10 protein-coding genes are annotated in these 14,366 nt (G+C 53.7%); 7 read left to right on the forward strand and 3 right to left on the reverse strand.

What is annotated here, in order from left to right; translation table 11 throughout:
* Positions 1 to 77 precede the first annotated feature (77 nt).
* From CZ787_RS05930 to cysQ, 7 genes are all read left to right on the forward strand, one after another.
* A complete protein-coding gene (locus CZ787_RS05930; protein WP_087107164.1) occupies positions 78 to 1,490 on the forward strand; it encodes an alginate O-acetyltransferase AlgX-related protein in 1,413 nt (470 codons plus the stop codon).
* A gap of 153 nt (positions 1,491 to 1,643) precedes the next feature.
* Positions 1,644 to 3,824, forward strand: coding sequence for a glycosyltransferase family 2 protein (locus CZ787_RS05935; RefSeq protein ID WP_254908579.1), 2,181 nt, complete (start codon positions 1,644 to 1,646; stop codon positions 3,822 to 3,824).
* 378 nt (positions 3,825 to 4,202) lie between these two features.
* A complete protein-coding gene (locus CZ787_RS05940; RefSeq protein ID WP_087107169.1) occupies positions 4,203 to 5,255 on the forward strand; it encodes a glycosyltransferase in 1,053 nt (350 codons plus the stop codon).
* Between the two features lie 98 nt (positions 5,256 to 5,353).
* The gene (locus CZ787_RS05945; RefSeq protein WP_087107171.1) at positions 5,354 to 6,520 is read left to right on the forward strand and encodes a nucleotide sugar dehydrogenase; all 1,167 of its coding nucleotides are present in this window, start codon (positions 5,354 to 5,356) and stop codon (positions 6,518 to 6,520) included.
* Between the two features lie 681 nt (positions 6,521 to 7,201).
* Positions 7,202 to 8,773, forward strand: a complete 1,572-nt coding sequence (gene pgm, locus CZ787_RS05950; protein ID WP_087107173.1) for a phosphoglucomutase (alpha-D-glucose-1,6-bisphosphate-dependent) — start codon at positions 7,202 to 7,204, stop codon at positions 8,771 to 8,773.
* Between the two features lie 55 nt (positions 8,774 to 8,828).
* Positions 8,829 to 9,683 carry a UTP--glucose-1-phosphate uridylyltransferase gene (locus tag CZ787_RS05955; protein WP_087107175.1) on the forward strand — a complete coding sequence of 285 codons (855 nt, stop codon included), beginning with the start codon at positions 8,829 to 8,831 and terminating at the stop codon, positions 9,681 to 9,683.
* A gap of 240 nt (positions 9,684 to 9,923) precedes the next feature.
* Complete coding sequence (gene cysQ, locus CZ787_RS05960) at positions 9,924 to 10,685, forward strand: 3'(2'),5'-bisphosphate nucleotidase CysQ (RefSeq protein ID WP_087107177.1); 762 nt, start codon at positions 9,924 to 9,926, stop codon at positions 10,683 to 10,685.
* Between the two features lie 377 nt (positions 10,686 to 11,062).
* On the opposite strand, the gene CZ787_RS05965 is transcribed toward cysQ, so the two are convergent.
* The 3 genes from CZ787_RS05965 to gdhA all read right to left on the reverse strand — a co-directional run bounded on the left by CZ787_RS05965 (position 11,063) and on the right by gdhA (position 13,678).
* Entirely contained in the window at positions 11,063 to 11,572 is a 510-nt protein-coding gene (locus CZ787_RS05965; protein ID WP_087107179.1) for an REP-associated tyrosine transposase, read from the reverse strand.
* A gap of 188 nt (positions 11,573 to 11,760) precedes the next feature.
* The gene (gene rnk / locus CZ787_RS05970) at positions 11,761 to 12,174 is read right to left on the reverse strand and encodes a nucleoside diphosphate kinase regulator (RefSeq protein WP_087107181.1); all 414 of its coding nucleotides are present in this window, start codon (positions 12,172 to 12,174) and stop codon (positions 11,761 to 11,763) included.
* A 151-nt stretch (positions 12,175 to 12,325) separates the two neighbouring features.
* Entirely contained in the window at positions 12,326 to 13,678 is a 1,353-nt protein-coding gene (gene gdhA, locus CZ787_RS05975) for an NADP-specific glutamate dehydrogenase (RefSeq protein WP_087107183.1), read from the reverse strand.
* Positions 13,679 to 14,366 lie beyond the last annotated feature (688 nt).

Consider the following 14,366-nt stretch of genomic DNA (forward strand, 5'->3'; position numbering starts at 1 on the left):
CGAGATGCGGCTTGTCTCATTTTGGACAATTCTTACCGAGTATCGCTGTGGTGTAAGGTTATGATGGAAACTTTGATGTGAAAAGCCTACGTACAGCGTCTAATCTCTGGCTGCAGCAGGTGAAAAAAACGGTCATCAGTCATCGGGGGCAGCAGGCGGTTAACCAGGGCCTGCGATGGCATCTGGATTATCCATCGCTTGAATGCCCGCCTTGGCTGAATCAAAACGGCTGGGTAGTGCAGGGCTGGGTGTTACTTCCCCCTTCGCTTTCGAAATCCATGGAAGATGTAAGAGTCATTGCTTGCTGGAACTCGGTATTTGAGCTTTGCCATCCGTTGAGCCTGGAACGCCCTGACGTTATTGAAGCCGTGCTTGGGGAAGACCCTGCCAAGCATCCTCAATTACGCTGTGGGTTTCGCTTCACTGTTCCGCATCAACTGACTACCTGTACGCTGGAAATATGTGTCAACGGTGAACGTATACCGTTGCCCATAGTGAGTATGCCCGAATTGCCGGAGTCAGACGGTGCTGAAGTCGCACCCTTGAAAGTACTGGAAGGTAAAGCGAACTGGCTATTTCTGGACAACGATACCAATGGCAGCGTTGATCAGTACCGAGGGCGTTTACTGCTTACCGATGAAGGGGTTAAAGGTTGGCAGCGCTATTTGAAAGACTTCCACGCGCTTGCTGAAAAGCATGGAGCGGCCTCTGCAGTGCTGGTGGCACCTGCCAAGGAGAGCGTGATGGGGCCTCGGTATCACCCTTACGCGGAAGGCGCAGGCGGGCCCATTCAACAACTGTTAGCGCTGCCGGAAGCCCTGGTGCTGGTCTATCCCGTGCAGGCATTAATGGCACTAGGTGATGACGCATTTATTCAGACGGATACGCATTGGACGCAGCAGGGCGCCATGGCGGCGTCCAAGGTGCTGGCAGCGGCGCTTGGGCTTGATGAGTGGGCGGTGGAGAATACCTTTGTCGATGATGAGTATGGTGAACGTTCCTTGACCGGCGATTTGGGCAGTAAGCTAAAACCCGAACGAACCTGCCGTATCAACTCGCTGCGCACGTTTAATTATCATCAGTACCGCTGTTTTGATAATGGCCTGCCGAACTTTGGACGCCTGATAGTGCTTGCCAATGGAAAGGCTTTGATGCCGGGTACTTGCTTGATATTTGGTTCTTCATCCAGCTATTCGATGTTTAACTACGTGAGTCGGCTGTTTAAGCGTGTGGTGTTTGTGCACAGTGCTGGTAATCTTGACCCTGAAGTGGTCAAGGCTGTACAGCCTGAGTTTTTGGTCGCTCAAACGAATGCGCGTTTTGTGGTGCAGGTGCCTAGGGCTAGCTGTTCGTTGCAGGCGTTGATCGCTGAAAAAAAAGCGTGTCTTTCCGAGGAGGAGATCATGATGGTGGCCAAGCGTCGTATAGATGTTGAAACGCATAACCCTATCATTTCCTCACTGGGTCTTTCTCCTTGGATAGTTACATAAGGTGTCTTCCGGGATGTTGCAAACGCTGCTGGCTGTTAAGATATCCGCTTTTTTAAAGCTGGGTACGCCGCTGACACAATGAAGAGAATCCAACCCTATGAGACGCCCAAAAGGTGGCGTCTTCATCACCGTGCTCCCCAGCATTTTATCCCGTTGCAGCAGCTATCTGCCGCTACCCGCCCAAGCGAATGGTGCTCGCTTGGCACACAGCCTGTTTTCCAACTGCGTGGACAATTGCCGCTTGCGGGCTGGAACATGCTCGAAATTGCCTGTGAGTGCGATAAGAGTGGGATCGTAGCCACGTTAGTGCTTGAGACATCACGGCAATCCATAACGGTCGATTTCCCGTTGCGCATGGGCAAGATCACCAAGCGATTGGTCTATGTGCCGTACGGGGTTGAGCGAATGACGCTGACGCCGGTAAACACAGAGTGCACCTTTTCCTACAGCCATTTCAGGTTTGTCTGGCTAACCCCCAGGTTTGCCTACAACCGCTTGTTTCAGCGGTTAACCAATATGCACCAGCACTACCGCGACCTGCCGTTGGCCGAAGTGAAGCAGAGCTTGCAGCAGCAGGCACGCAAACAGAGTCGAAAATGGCAGACTATCGCCCTTGAAGATTACGATAGTACCTTTATCAGTATGTCGACAAGGCGCCATTACCAGCGGTGGATCCACCAGGTGGAGCGCCGCCGGGGGCCCAGCGAGCAAGATGCCAAGGAGCGGTGCCAATTTGCATGCAGCGTGCTGCTGATAAACGGAAGTTTCTCGGCAACCGATGTAGCAACGTTTAAAAAGGGCTTGAGCCATAGTTTGGCGAGCTTGGCGGAACAGTCGCTTTTCCCTCGTCAGGCGCTGCTGCTAATAACCCCCGCTGTTCATCAACAATTGCATAGCTGGCTGGCGGAATGGATGCGCGAGCTACCCTTTCTGGAAGTTAAAGAGAGCGAAGCGCAAAGCGTGGCAGCACAGCGCTTGGAAGCACTGACCTATTGCGAGCACCCTTGGGTGTGGTTTCTACGCCTTGGCGACCGTTTGGCAGATAATGCCTTATTTCATTCGGCTAGCATTGCTCACGATAACCCGCAGGCGCAGGTGCTGGTGGCCGATGAAGACAGCTTGGACGAGGACGGCGTACGTCATTCGCCGCAGTTCAAGCCAGCGTTCAATTCGGATATGCTTCTTTCCATGCCATATGTGGGGCGGGCGGTATGTTACAAGCGTGCGTTTTTGCCAAGACTTACCGTACAAAGTGATGCAGGGAGCGCGGCTAACGCAGATTGGTTAGATTACTCACAAGTTCTAAGCGTTATGCGCCGCGCCGATTTTACGCCCGACATGCTGGCGCATATTCCCCATGTTGCCTATCACGGAGTGCCCGAAACGGCCAGCGCCTCCTATGTTTCGTTAGTTCAGCAGCATCTTGACCAGTTGGGCGCGGGGGCCAAGGTAAGTGAAGGGCTGTTACCCGGCACTCAGCGAGTACGCTGGCCAATGCCTGAGCCCAAACCTTTAGTGACTCTATTGGTGCCCACTCGCGATGGTGTGAATATACTTCGCCCCTGTGTCAACGCGATATTGGAACGTACCGACTACACCCATTTTGAACTCCTGATTCTTGATAACCAGAGCAGCTGTGCTAAGACGCTGGCCTACCTGAAAGATGTGGAAGCCCGGGATGCACGGGTCAAGGTGTTGCACTGGAACCATTCGTTTAACTATTCGGCCATTAATAACTTTGGTGCTGCTAATGCGAAAGGCAGCATCATTGGATTAATCAATAACGATATCGAACCCATGGAAGGCACCTGGTTAACCGAAATGGTCGAACAAGTGTCACGCCCTGAAATTGGCTGTGTCGGTGCCAAGCTTTATTACCCTAACGGTACGGTTCAACACGGTGGGGTAATTTTGGGGTTAGGGGGGTTGGCTGGTCACGCTCATCGTTTCTTCCAGCGCGACGAAGACGGCTATATGGGGCGGCTCAAGGTGACTCAAAATCTTTCAGCCGTTACCGCTGCCTGTTTGTTGGTGCGTAAATCAGTCTTTGATGAAGTGAATGGCCTGAACGAGACAGACTTGGCCGTGGCTTACAACGACGTTGACTTATGTATTAAGGTACGCGAAGCGGGTTACCGTAATCTTTGGACCCCCTACGCTGCGCTCTATCATCACGAGTCGGTCTCACGCGGTGCAGATGATACGCCTGAGAAACGCGCAAGATGGCTAAGTGAGTATGCCTATATGCGCAATGCCTGGGGCGAACTGCTCGACAGTGACCCTGCCTATAACCCAAATTTAACCTTGGTGCACGAAGATTTCTCGTTACGTTAACAAGATCGTAAGTGAGAAATAGTAGGCGATGAACAGTTAGCCTGGGTTCAGCGTACATCGACGCGGCGTGGTTCACCCGTAGTGCGGCGTAAGCGAAGCGCACCCGCAGCGGCGGCCCGGCGCAAAGCAGCGCACCGCGCTGCCGGGGTTGGTTGCCAATATCCAAGCGGCTGGCGTCGCCTCCCGCGGGTGCCGCAGGCTCGTTTCTCGCCTGCGTTACCGCGCGCTACAATTCAGCTATATCGTGGTGGAGTGGTTCTCCGTAGTGCGCGGTAAGCGAAGCGCACCCGCAGCGGCGGCCCGGCGCAAAAGCAGCGCACCGCGCTGCCAGAGCTAAACCTCCCAACAGCCATCGGGGCGAGAAAAAGAGGCGTAACAGTGAACAGTGAGGCACGCTGGGTAATGCTTAGCGATGGCGGCAGACCTACGGAAGATATCTATTTTCTGGAATCAGCCGCGCCTGATTTACGCCAACAAGGGGCAACGATAAATCGGGTAACGGCTTCGCGCTCATTGGGCGCCGCACTTGCCCACGGGCGAACGTTTTTAAAGCGCTACGCGGGTGCGAACCTGCTACTTTGCCGCTCATTATCGCCTGGTTGGTTACGCTGGTTGGAGCGTCATCGAAATGCTTTTGGCTATATTGCCTATTTAATTGATGACGATATTGCCGCTGCTGCCAATGACCCAACGCTACCTGCTGCCTATCGCCAGCGTATGGGGCGCATTGTCCACCTTCAGCCACGTTTGTTGATGTTAAGCGATGAAGTGGTGGCATGCAGCGAACAGCTCGCGCAGCGTTTTGTTGCCCAGCATGGCCACGTTTCGGTATTAACACCGCCATTGATTGCTTCATTGCCGAACCTTGAGCATTTTAGGCTACCGCCTTCAGCACCGACGCCGTGGAAGATTGGTTTTCACGGTACGCGTGCCCATCTTACGGATCTGCTGTATATAGCGCCTGCATTAACGGCGGTTCAACAGGGCAGGTCAGATACTCAACTTGAAATAATGCTGGGTAAACACACGCCCGCCCAACTGGCGGGTTTGCCACGCGTTAAAACACCCGACCCATTACCCTGGCAGGCGTTTCGGTCCTACCAGGCAAGCTGTCGGTTACATATTGGTGTAGCACCTCTTTTGGAAACACCGTTTAACCAGGGTAAGTCGTTCATTAAGTTCTTGGATATTACCGCGATGGGGGGCGTGGGTATTTACTCAAACCGCTATCCCTATACTGAGATCGTTCGCCATGGAGAGAATGGCTTGCTGGTGGACGACGCGCCCAAGGCGTGGCAGGCCGGTTTAATACAGCTGCTTGATAATCCTGAAGCAACCGCCAAGATGGCGGCTCAAGCAGCGCGGGATGCATTTGCCATGGGTGATCCGCAAATAGCGGCAGCATTTTGGCGGTTACGGCAAGGCGTTTGAGCTGACGGAGTTTAGTCCTTGCTTACAGGGGAAAGGGCCAATGGTTTTGATAAACTAACTCGTGCGTTTTTTTATTCAGCTTTAGGAAGTAACTAAAAATGAAAATTGCCGTTGCCGGTACGGGCTATGTGGGGCTTTCCAATGCCATGCTGTTGGCACAGCACCACGACGTGGTCGCGGTGGATATTGTGCCTGAAAAAGTTGAATGGCTGAATAACCGCCACTCTCCGATTGAAGACGCTGAAATAACGGCGTTCTTGCAGCGTGATGATCTGCGTTTTTCAGCCACGCTGGATGCTGAGCAGGCCTATGCGGATGCGCAATTTGTCATTATCGCTACCCCTACCGATTACGACCCTCAAACCAATTATTTTAATACGCAAAGTGTTGAAGCAGTGATTGAGCAGGTGATGCGTATTAACCCCCAGGCCGTCATGGTGATTAAGTCCACGGTGCCCGTGGGTTACACCAAGGGGGCATCGGCACGCTTTAATACGCAAAACCTTATTTTTTCACCGGAGTTTTTGCGCGAAGGCAAAGCGCTTTATGACAACCTGTATCCTTCCCGTATTATTGTGGGTGAGTGTTCCGAGCGTGGCGAAACCTTTGCTGCGCTTTTAAAGCAGGGGGCAGCGGCTGAACATAGTGAAGTATTACTGACTAACAGCACGGAAGCCGAAGCAATCAAGTTGTTTGCCAATACCTACCTCGCCATGCGGGTAGCGTACTTTAATGAGCTGGACAGCTACGCAGAATCCCAAGGGCTGGATACCAAGCAGATTATTCAGGGCGTTGGCCTGGACCCGCGTATAGGTAGCCACTACAACAACCCAAGCTTTGGCTACGGCGGTTACTGTCTGCCCAAGGATACTAAGCAACTGCTAGCGAACTACGCCGATGTGCCGAGTAACATGGTTCAGGCTATTGTAGATGCCAACCGTACGCGCAAAGATTTTATTGCGGAGTCGGTACTGCGTCGTAACCCTTCTGTGGTTGGCGTGTATCGCCTGATTATGAAAACAGGGTCGGATAACTTTCGCGCCAGTGCCATGCAGGGCGTGATGAAGCGCATTAAGGCGAAAGGTATAGAAGTGGTCGTTTATGAACCGGTATTACAAGAAGACAGGTTCTTTGGTTCAACCGTTATGCGTGATTTAGCGGCATTTAAAGAGAAGTGCGATGTTATTTTAGCAAATCGCATGGTGCCAGAGCTTCAGGATGTGGAAGCCAAGGTATATACCCGCGACCTGTTTGGCAGCGATTAAGCGTATATCATGCGGAGTGGTTCAATCGTAGTGCGCGGTAAGCGAAGCGCACCCGCAGCGGCGGCCCGGCGCAAAGCAGCGCATCGCGCTGCCGGGGTTGGGGATAGTTGCCTATGCATAGGCGGCTGACGCCGCCTTTCGCGGGTGCCGCAGGCTCGTTCCTCGCCCGTGTTACCGCGCGCTACGATTTGCTATATCGATGCGAAATGGTTCAGGGGCTGGTATTGGTTACCAATACCCGGGCGTCTGGCACCGCCTCTCGCGGGTGCCGCAGGCTAGTTCCTCGCCCGCGTTACCGCACGCTACGATTTGCTATATCGGTGCGGAGTGGTTCATGTAGTGCGGTGTAAGCGAAGCGCACCCGCAAAAGCAGCGCACAGCGCTGCCGGAGTTGGGGATGGTTGTCCATGCATGGGCGGCTGGCGCCGCCTTTCGCGGGTGCCGCAGGCTCGTTCCTCGCCTGCGTTACCGCGCGCTACAATTTGCCATATCGATGCAATCGTAGTGCGGTGTAAGCGAAGCGCACCCGCAGCGGCGGCCCGGCGCAAAGCAGCGCACCGCCGGGGTTGGTGTTGGGTACCATGTCCTGGCGCCTCACAATATATGGGTGACTTGGAACAGACCGTCATGTTTTGGTTGGCTCGGCAGAGCAACGATTAAGCTGATTAGGAAGATGTTTGTATGGAAGCGATTATAAATGCATTTTTTGACGAAATTCCCGATGCCAATGTTGTCAAAGAACGCGTAACCTTTGGTACCTCTGGCCACCGTGGCCGCGCAGATGAACGTACCTTTAACGCTGCTCATATTGCTGCTATTACTCAAGCCGTGGTGGATTTCCGGCGTGAGGCAGGCTACCAAGGCCCGCTGTTTCTAGGCTTCGATACCCACGCACTTTCCAGGCCTGCCTGGGAGCGTGCACTGCAGGTATTGGTCGCTAACGACGTACCGGTATTGATTGAAAAAGGCCACGGCTATACCGCGACGCCGTTGGTTAGCCACGCCATTTTGCAACACAACGCGTCCAGCACAGCGTTAGCCGACGGTTTGATTATTACGCCGTCGCATAATCCGCCTGAAGATGGTGGTATTAAGTACAATCCCGCCCACGGCGGCCCGGCCGATACCGACGTGACATCGTGGATTGAGTTACGTGCCAACGCGTACCTGCTGCGCGAATTGGACGATGTGCCGCTTGTTTCTCTAGAAGAAGCACTTGCCCATGCGCAAGAGTACGATTTTACCGCTCATTATGTGTCAGGGCTGAACAGCGTTATCGACATGCAGGCTATTCAGCGGGCAGGCCTTCGCTTGGGGGCCGACCCGATGGGCGGCACTGCGCTGCCCGTATGGCAGGCGGTTGCAAAGCACTATGCGCTGACACTGGAGGTGGTCAATACCCAGGTGGATGCGTCCTTTGCGTTTATGCCGCCCGACCATGACGGTAAAACCCGTATGGATTGTTCAAGTTCGGCGGCGATGGCGAACCTGTTAACAATGAAAGACCGCTTCGACATCGCCTTTGGCAACGACCCGGACGCCGACCGCCACGGTATTGTAGATGCCAATGGCTTGATGAACCCTAACCACTTTTTAGTGGTGTGTATTGATTACTTGATGACGCATCGGCCAGAGTGGGCGGCGTCGCTAAAAATCGGTAAGACGCTGGTATCATCTTCCATGATTGACCGAGTGGTGGCGTCGCATAATCGTGAGCTTTATGAAGTACCGGTTGGGTTTAAGTGGTTTGTCGATGGCCTGCATAAAGGGTGGTTGGCCTTTGGTGGCGAAGAAAGTGCTGGCGCCAGCCTGCTAACCCGCGATGGGGCAGCGTGGTCGACCGATAAAGACGGTATCGCGCTGTGTTTGCTGGCAGCCGAGATATTGGCCGTTACCGGGAAGACGCCAAGCGTTTACTACCGCGAGTTGACTCAGCGCTTTGGTGAGCCTTGCTATAAACGCGTCGATACCGCTTGTACGCCTGAAGAAAAAGCGGCTTTCAAAAAGCTGAACAGTGAGAGCGTGACGGTACAAACACTGGCAGGAGAGGCGATTACCGCTGTGCTGGTGACAGCGCCCGGTAATGGGGCGAGCATTGGAGGTATCAAGGTGACCACCGAAAACGGCTGGTTCGCTGCACGCCCCAGCGGCACGGAATCGCTCTACAAGGTATATGCTGAAAGCTTCAAAGGCCCTGAGCATTTGGATGAGTTGATTGAAAGTGCCAAGGCATTGCTGTCGGCTATTTTATAGCGCGTTACCCGCCAGCAGGTGGCGCTCGTTACGCAATGAAATAAGGAAATAAGTCATGAGCCAGGTGCGCAAAGCGATTATCCCCGTCGCCGGTTTTGGTACGCGGTTGTTGCCCATTAGCAAGGCCATCCCCAAGGAAATGGTGCCTGTTGTGGATCGCCCCTTAATTCAGCACGTCATAGAGGAAGCATTGGCAGCTGGCATTAATGAAATTATCCTGGTGACACGTTCAGGTAAATCGGCGATTGAAGACCATTTTGATGTCCATGCTGAACTTGAGGATGCACTGGCCAGTAAAGGGAAAGATGCATTGTTGGCAACGCTCGCAGCCATTGCCCCGCCAGAACTTAAAATTACCAGCGTGCGCCAGGCAAACGCTAAGGGCTTGGGGCATGCGGTCTTTTGTGCTGCGCATTTACTGGGTAAGGATGAGCCGTTTGCAGTTATCCTTCCGGATGTGTTGGTAAAGTCTCAGCCAGGCAGTAATACCTGTGATTTGGGTCGTATGGTGGAGCTTTGGGATACCAGCAGCGCCGCGCAAATTATGGTGGAAGCAGTGCCCCAGGAAGACGTTTATCGTTATGGTATTGTTGACTGCGATGAGCCCAGCGCCGGTGAAAGCGCGGATATGCGCGGCGTGGTCGAGAAACCCAAGCCCGAAGACGCGCCCTCACGGTTGTCGGTCATTGGCCGGTATATTCTGCCGTATCGGATTATGGAGCTTTTACGCGACCAGCCGCCTGGCGCCGGTAATGAAATTCAGTTGACTGACGCCATTGACCGCTTAATGCAGGAAGGCCAGCAGGTCCAGGCGTTCCGAATGCAAGGGCGCACCTTCGATTGCGGCCATATTGAAGGCTGGCTGCAAGCGAATAACACGCTTGCCCGTGAGGCGGGCTACGGTCTGTAAGTTAGCACGCATATATGTTTGCATCGTAAGCCGCCATTTTTGGCGGCTTTTACGTTTTAGGGTTTGTACGAAAAGTCGCTGAGCGAAGGCCAGACAAGACAAAAATCAGCGAAAAAACGGAGTTTACATGGGTAAATGAGTATTTTGAGCTGATTTTTAACGCCGTATGGTCGAGCGCAAGCAGTTTTCGTACAAAGCCTAGGCTGCGGGTTAAAACGATGTAGCAGACAAGGGGGCAGTATGAATGATTTGTTAGCAGAGGTATGTGCGATTGCCCGTGAGGCGGGCGATGCTATTTTACGTGTTTACGCTCAACCGTTCGATGTAGCGATTAAAGCGGATAACAGCCCCGTCACCGCCGCCGATAACGCGGCAAACCAGATTATTTTAGACAAGCTGAAAGCGCTTCCAGAGCGGATCCCCATTCTTTCAGAAGAAGGGGACGAAGTATTCACCGGGCCGGATGCCAGCGGGCGCTATTGGCTGGTGGACCCGTTGGATGGCACGAAAGAGTTTGTAAAGCGCAATGATGAGTTCACGGTGAATATCGCCCTCATCGAGAACGGCAAGCCTGTATTGGGCGTTGTGTTGGCACCGGTATTTAACGTGGCGTATATCGCAGCTAGCGGTGTGGGAGCGTTTAAGATTGATAAACATGGGCAGCGAGTCGCTATTCATGTTTCCGGTAGGCCAAAAGAAGGTACCCCGTGGCGCGTAATGGGGAGCCGTTCCCATGCCAGCCCCTATTTGGAAGATTGGTTAAAGCAGCTAGGCCCTCACGAGACAAGGCCCATGGGCAGTTCGTTGAAATTTGGCATCATCGCCGAAGGCAGTGCCGATGTATATCCACGCCTCGGCCCCACCAGCCTATGGGACACCGCCGCCGCTCAAGCGGTAGTCGAACAAGCGGGTGGACGGGTAGTGACCCTGGACGGCAGCCCGCTTTGTTATGCCAACCCCAACGAAACCCTCAACCCGGATTTTGTTGTTTGGGGGCATTAACGGAAAAATGCCACCACCGCGTAAATAATGCATAGAGGTGTGGTTTAACCATCGGGCGCGGCATTTGTTACCGTGCGCGGAAATTCATCCTGTCTCGATGTGACGCAACCGTAGCACCGCGCTGCCGGGGTTGGGTGCGGTTCCAGGCCTGGGTGGCACATCCGGGCGGCTGGCGCCGCCTTTCGCGGGTGCCGCAGGCTCGTTCCTCGCCTGCGTTACCGCGCGCTACGATTCAGCGCATATCGATGCGGAGTGCTTCAATCGTAGTGCGGTGTAAGCGAAGCGCACCCGCAGCGGCGGCCCGCGCGCTGCCGGGGTTGGGTGCGGAGGCCTGGGCGCACATCCGGGCGGCTGGAATAGATACTACTTATAGGCTGTTATTCCCAGTCCATTTTGGAAACGTCGGGAATGCGTTCTGAACCCCAGTCGCTTTCGTACCATCCTTTCTTTACGTATTGATGGAAGCTTGACCACTTCCAGTCGCGAGGTGCTTTGGCCCAGCCGTGTTTCACCGGGTTATAGTGAATGTAATCAATATGTCGCTGCCAGTCGTTTTCGTCCCGAATAACGTGCTCCCAAAAGCCTCGTTGCCAAGCGTTTGGGTTTCCAGGGGGGAGGAGAAAATCTTTCGATGCATACTTTTTGATATCTCTCCAACGAGAAGAGTAATCAGAATCATCTTCCGGGAGGGGCCAAAGGCAGTGAAGGTGGTCGGGGAGAAGTACAAAGGCCTCCATGACAAAAGGTTGCTCTTCGCGTACTCGGCGAAAAGCTCTCCCAAGCGCATTAATATTGAGTTGATCGGCGAGCAACGGCTGGCGCGAATGGGTCACGACCGTAAAGAAATAGCTGCCTCCGGGCACGTAGGCTCGCCGATAGATTGCCATTACTGCCTTCCTTTAAAATATTTATAAATATTACGAGGTAAGGTTAATGGGTTATGAGATGTATGTCATCTTGAGGGCATTTTGCTCGCGGGTGCGCTAACGCTTACGCCACATTACAAGGTTTGAATGTAGTGCGCGGTAGGGCTTTGACGCGCCCGCGATGGTGCCAAAAGGCGGTAAGAACGTTATTAACGATGGAGCTGCTGTTCGCGTTCGGGCTGCCACAAGATGGCGTCGATACGTAGGCGGACTTCGGAGTTATTGGGTAAAGGCCAATCAATAATATCGCCTACTTTGAGGCCGATAAGGCCCGCGCCAATGGGCGCCATTACCGAAATGCCGTCCTCAACCGTGCTGAGTGCATGAGGGTAAACCAGTGTGCGCACCATTTGGCGCCCGCGGGTTAGGTCAGTGAAGCGGATTTGGCTGTTCATGCTGACCACGTCGTCGGGGATTTCCTGGGGATCAATCACTTCCCCGCGGGTTAACTCTTCCTCAAGCAGCATGGCCACGGCAAGCTCTTTATCCGTAGCGTTATCAATCAAGCGCTGCAAGCGTTCTGCATCAAGACGGTTAATCATAATGGGAGGACGTTGTCCCATGGTCACTCTCCTTGGAAAGCAATGAAATCAATTGAATACTTTTACTTAACAGTAAATAAACGATTTTGTAGCTGTCAATAAAAACAGTCCCCCCTTTTTAGGGAGGACTGTTCGCCATGGCCAGTGTAAGCGATCTAGCAGAGGAAGGCGATTACATTACTCCTTGCTCAATCATGGCATCCGCAACTTTTCTGAATCCGGCAATATTAGCGCCCAGTACCAGGTTGGTGGGGTCGTCAAACTCTTCCGCCGTGGTGGCGCATTGTTGGTAAATATTGGCCATTATCTCTTTGAGTTTTTGGTCAACTTTTTCCAAGGGCCACTGCTCCATGCTACTGTTCTGCGCCATCTCCAGCTGGCTTGTCGCCACGCCGCCAGCATTAGCGGCTTTACCTGGACCATAGGCAATTTTTGCGGCCAGGAAGCAGTCAACAGCCTCGGTGGTCGAAGGCATGTTGGCGCCTTCGCTCACGCAGGTAACCTGATTGGCGAGGAGCGTTTGGGCATCAAGCTCGGTTAGCTCGTTTTGAGTGGCACAGGGGAAAGCGGCGTCTGCTTTGATGTGCCAAACCGCATGCCCACCTTGCGGATAATCCCGTACGCTAATGTAGTACGCGTCAGGGTGCTCGCTTAGGTACTCTTCAAGCGATACCCGTTTGACTTCTTTAAGCTGCTTAAGAAGCCCAAGGTCGATGCCCTTTGGATCGTGGACTGTGCCGCGTGAGTCGCTACAGGTGATGGGGGTGGCGCCCAGCTCATACAGTTTTTCGATGGTGTAAATGGACACGTTCCCCGCGCCAGATACCAAGCAGGTTTTTCCTTCCAGGGTCTCGCCGCGGGCCGCCAGCATGTTTTGTGCGAAGTAAACAGCGCCGTATCCGGTGGCTTCTTTACGACCAAGCGAGCCGCCCCAGTTTAGGCCTTTGCCGGTTAATACGCCTTCATAGCGACCTGTCAGACGTTTGTACTGCCCATACATATAGCCAATTTCACGCGCGCCAACGCCAATGTCGCCAGCCGGTACATCGCGGGTAGGGCCGATGTGGCGGTAAAGCTCTGACATGAAGGCTTGGCAAAAACGCATGATTTCGTTGTCTGACTTACCCTTGGGGTCGAAATCAGAGCCACCTTTGCCGCCGCCGATAGGCAGTCCGGTTAAGGCGTTTTTGAAAATTTGTTCAAACCCTAAAAACTTGATGGTGCCTGCCGTAACGCTTGGGTGAAAGCGTAAGCCGCCTTTGTAGGGTCCAAGGGCTGAGTTGAACTGAATACGATAGCCTTTGTTGACCTGTACGCAGCCAGCATCATCTAACCAGCAAACGCGGAACATGATTTGGCGCTCTGGTTCGACCATACGCTCAATAATGCTGTGCTGTAGGTAGTGCGGCTGACGCTCAAATAAAGGGCGCAAACACTCTAATACTTCTTCTGCCGCTTGATAAAATTCAACCTGAGCGGGGCTGCTAAGCTTTAAACGGGACAGCGTGTCGTGAACGTAGGGCATGAAAAAGTACCATGTGTAATTACTAAAGACGTTGTTAGCTGGCCAGCTATTTGAGGGACATTAAACGAGGGATGCGCTTTCTTGCATACCCTATGTCGTTTCGGAATGGGTAAAAAAATAGTGAAATTTAGACCAAAGTCGCAGTGTTTTGCTTAAAAAAGCAGAATATTAACAAAGTCAGTTAAACGATATTTAAACGTAATGCAGCCCATAGCGCCAGCCATCATTGCCATATTGGTGGGGCGTGATTCAACCGACGTGCGCGGTAATTCACCCTGCCTCGATGTGACCCAATCGTAGTGCGGTGTAAGCGAAGCGCACCCGCAGCGGCGGCCCGGCGCAAAAGCAGCGCACAGCGCTGCCGGGGTTGGGTGTGGTTTCAAGCATGGGCGGCACATCCGGGCGGCTGGCGCCGCCTTTCGCGGGTGCCGTAGGCTCGTTCCTCGCCTGCGTTACCACGCGCTACGATTTGCCATGTTGATGTGGCGTGATTCAACCGTCGTGCGCGGTAATTCACCCTGTCTCGATGTGACGCAACCGTAGTGCGGTGTAAGCGAAGCGCACCCGCAAAGCAGCGCCCTGCGCTGCCGGGGTGAGGGTTGGGTATGGCTCTAGGCCTGGACGGCACATCCGGGGCGGCTGGCGCCGCCTTTCGCGGGTGCCGCAGGCTCGTTCCTCGCCTGCGTTA

The organism is Halomonas citrativorans, assembly GCF_900163645.1.
Lineage (GTDB): Bacteria > Pseudomonadota > Gammaproteobacteria > Pseudomonadales > Halomonadaceae > Vreelandella > Vreelandella citrativorans.

What these genes read in the sequence shown, in the direction of transcription:
- rnk (WP_087107181.1), bottom strand. Translation starts at nt 12,174, where the DNA reads ATGGGACAACGTCCTCCCATTATGATTAACCGTCTTGATGCAGAACGC.
- CZ787_RS05945 (WP_087107171.1), top strand. Translation starts at nt 5,354, where the DNA reads ATGAAAATTGCCGTTGCCGGTACGGGCTATGTGGGGCTTTCCAATGCC.
- gdhA (WP_087107183.1), bottom strand. Translation starts at nt 13,678, where the DNA reads ATGCCCTACGTTCACGACACGCTGTCCCGTTTAAAGCTTAGCAGCCCC.
- CZ787_RS05965 (WP_087107179.1), bottom strand. Translation starts at nt 11,572, where the DNA reads ATGGCAATCTATCGGCGAGCCTACGTGCCCGGAGGCAGCTATTTCTTT.
- CZ787_RS05955 (WP_087107175.1), top strand. Translation starts at nt 8,829, where the DNA reads ATGAGCCAGGTGCGCAAAGCGATTATCCCCGTCGCCGGTTTTGGTACG.
- cysQ (WP_087107177.1), top strand. Translation starts at nt 9,924, where the DNA reads ATGAATGATTTGTTAGCAGAGGTATGTGCGATTGCCCGTGAGGCGGGC.
- pgm (WP_087107173.1), top strand. Translation starts at nt 7,202, where the DNA reads ATGGAAGCGATTATAAATGCATTTTTTGACGAAATTCCCGATGCCAAT.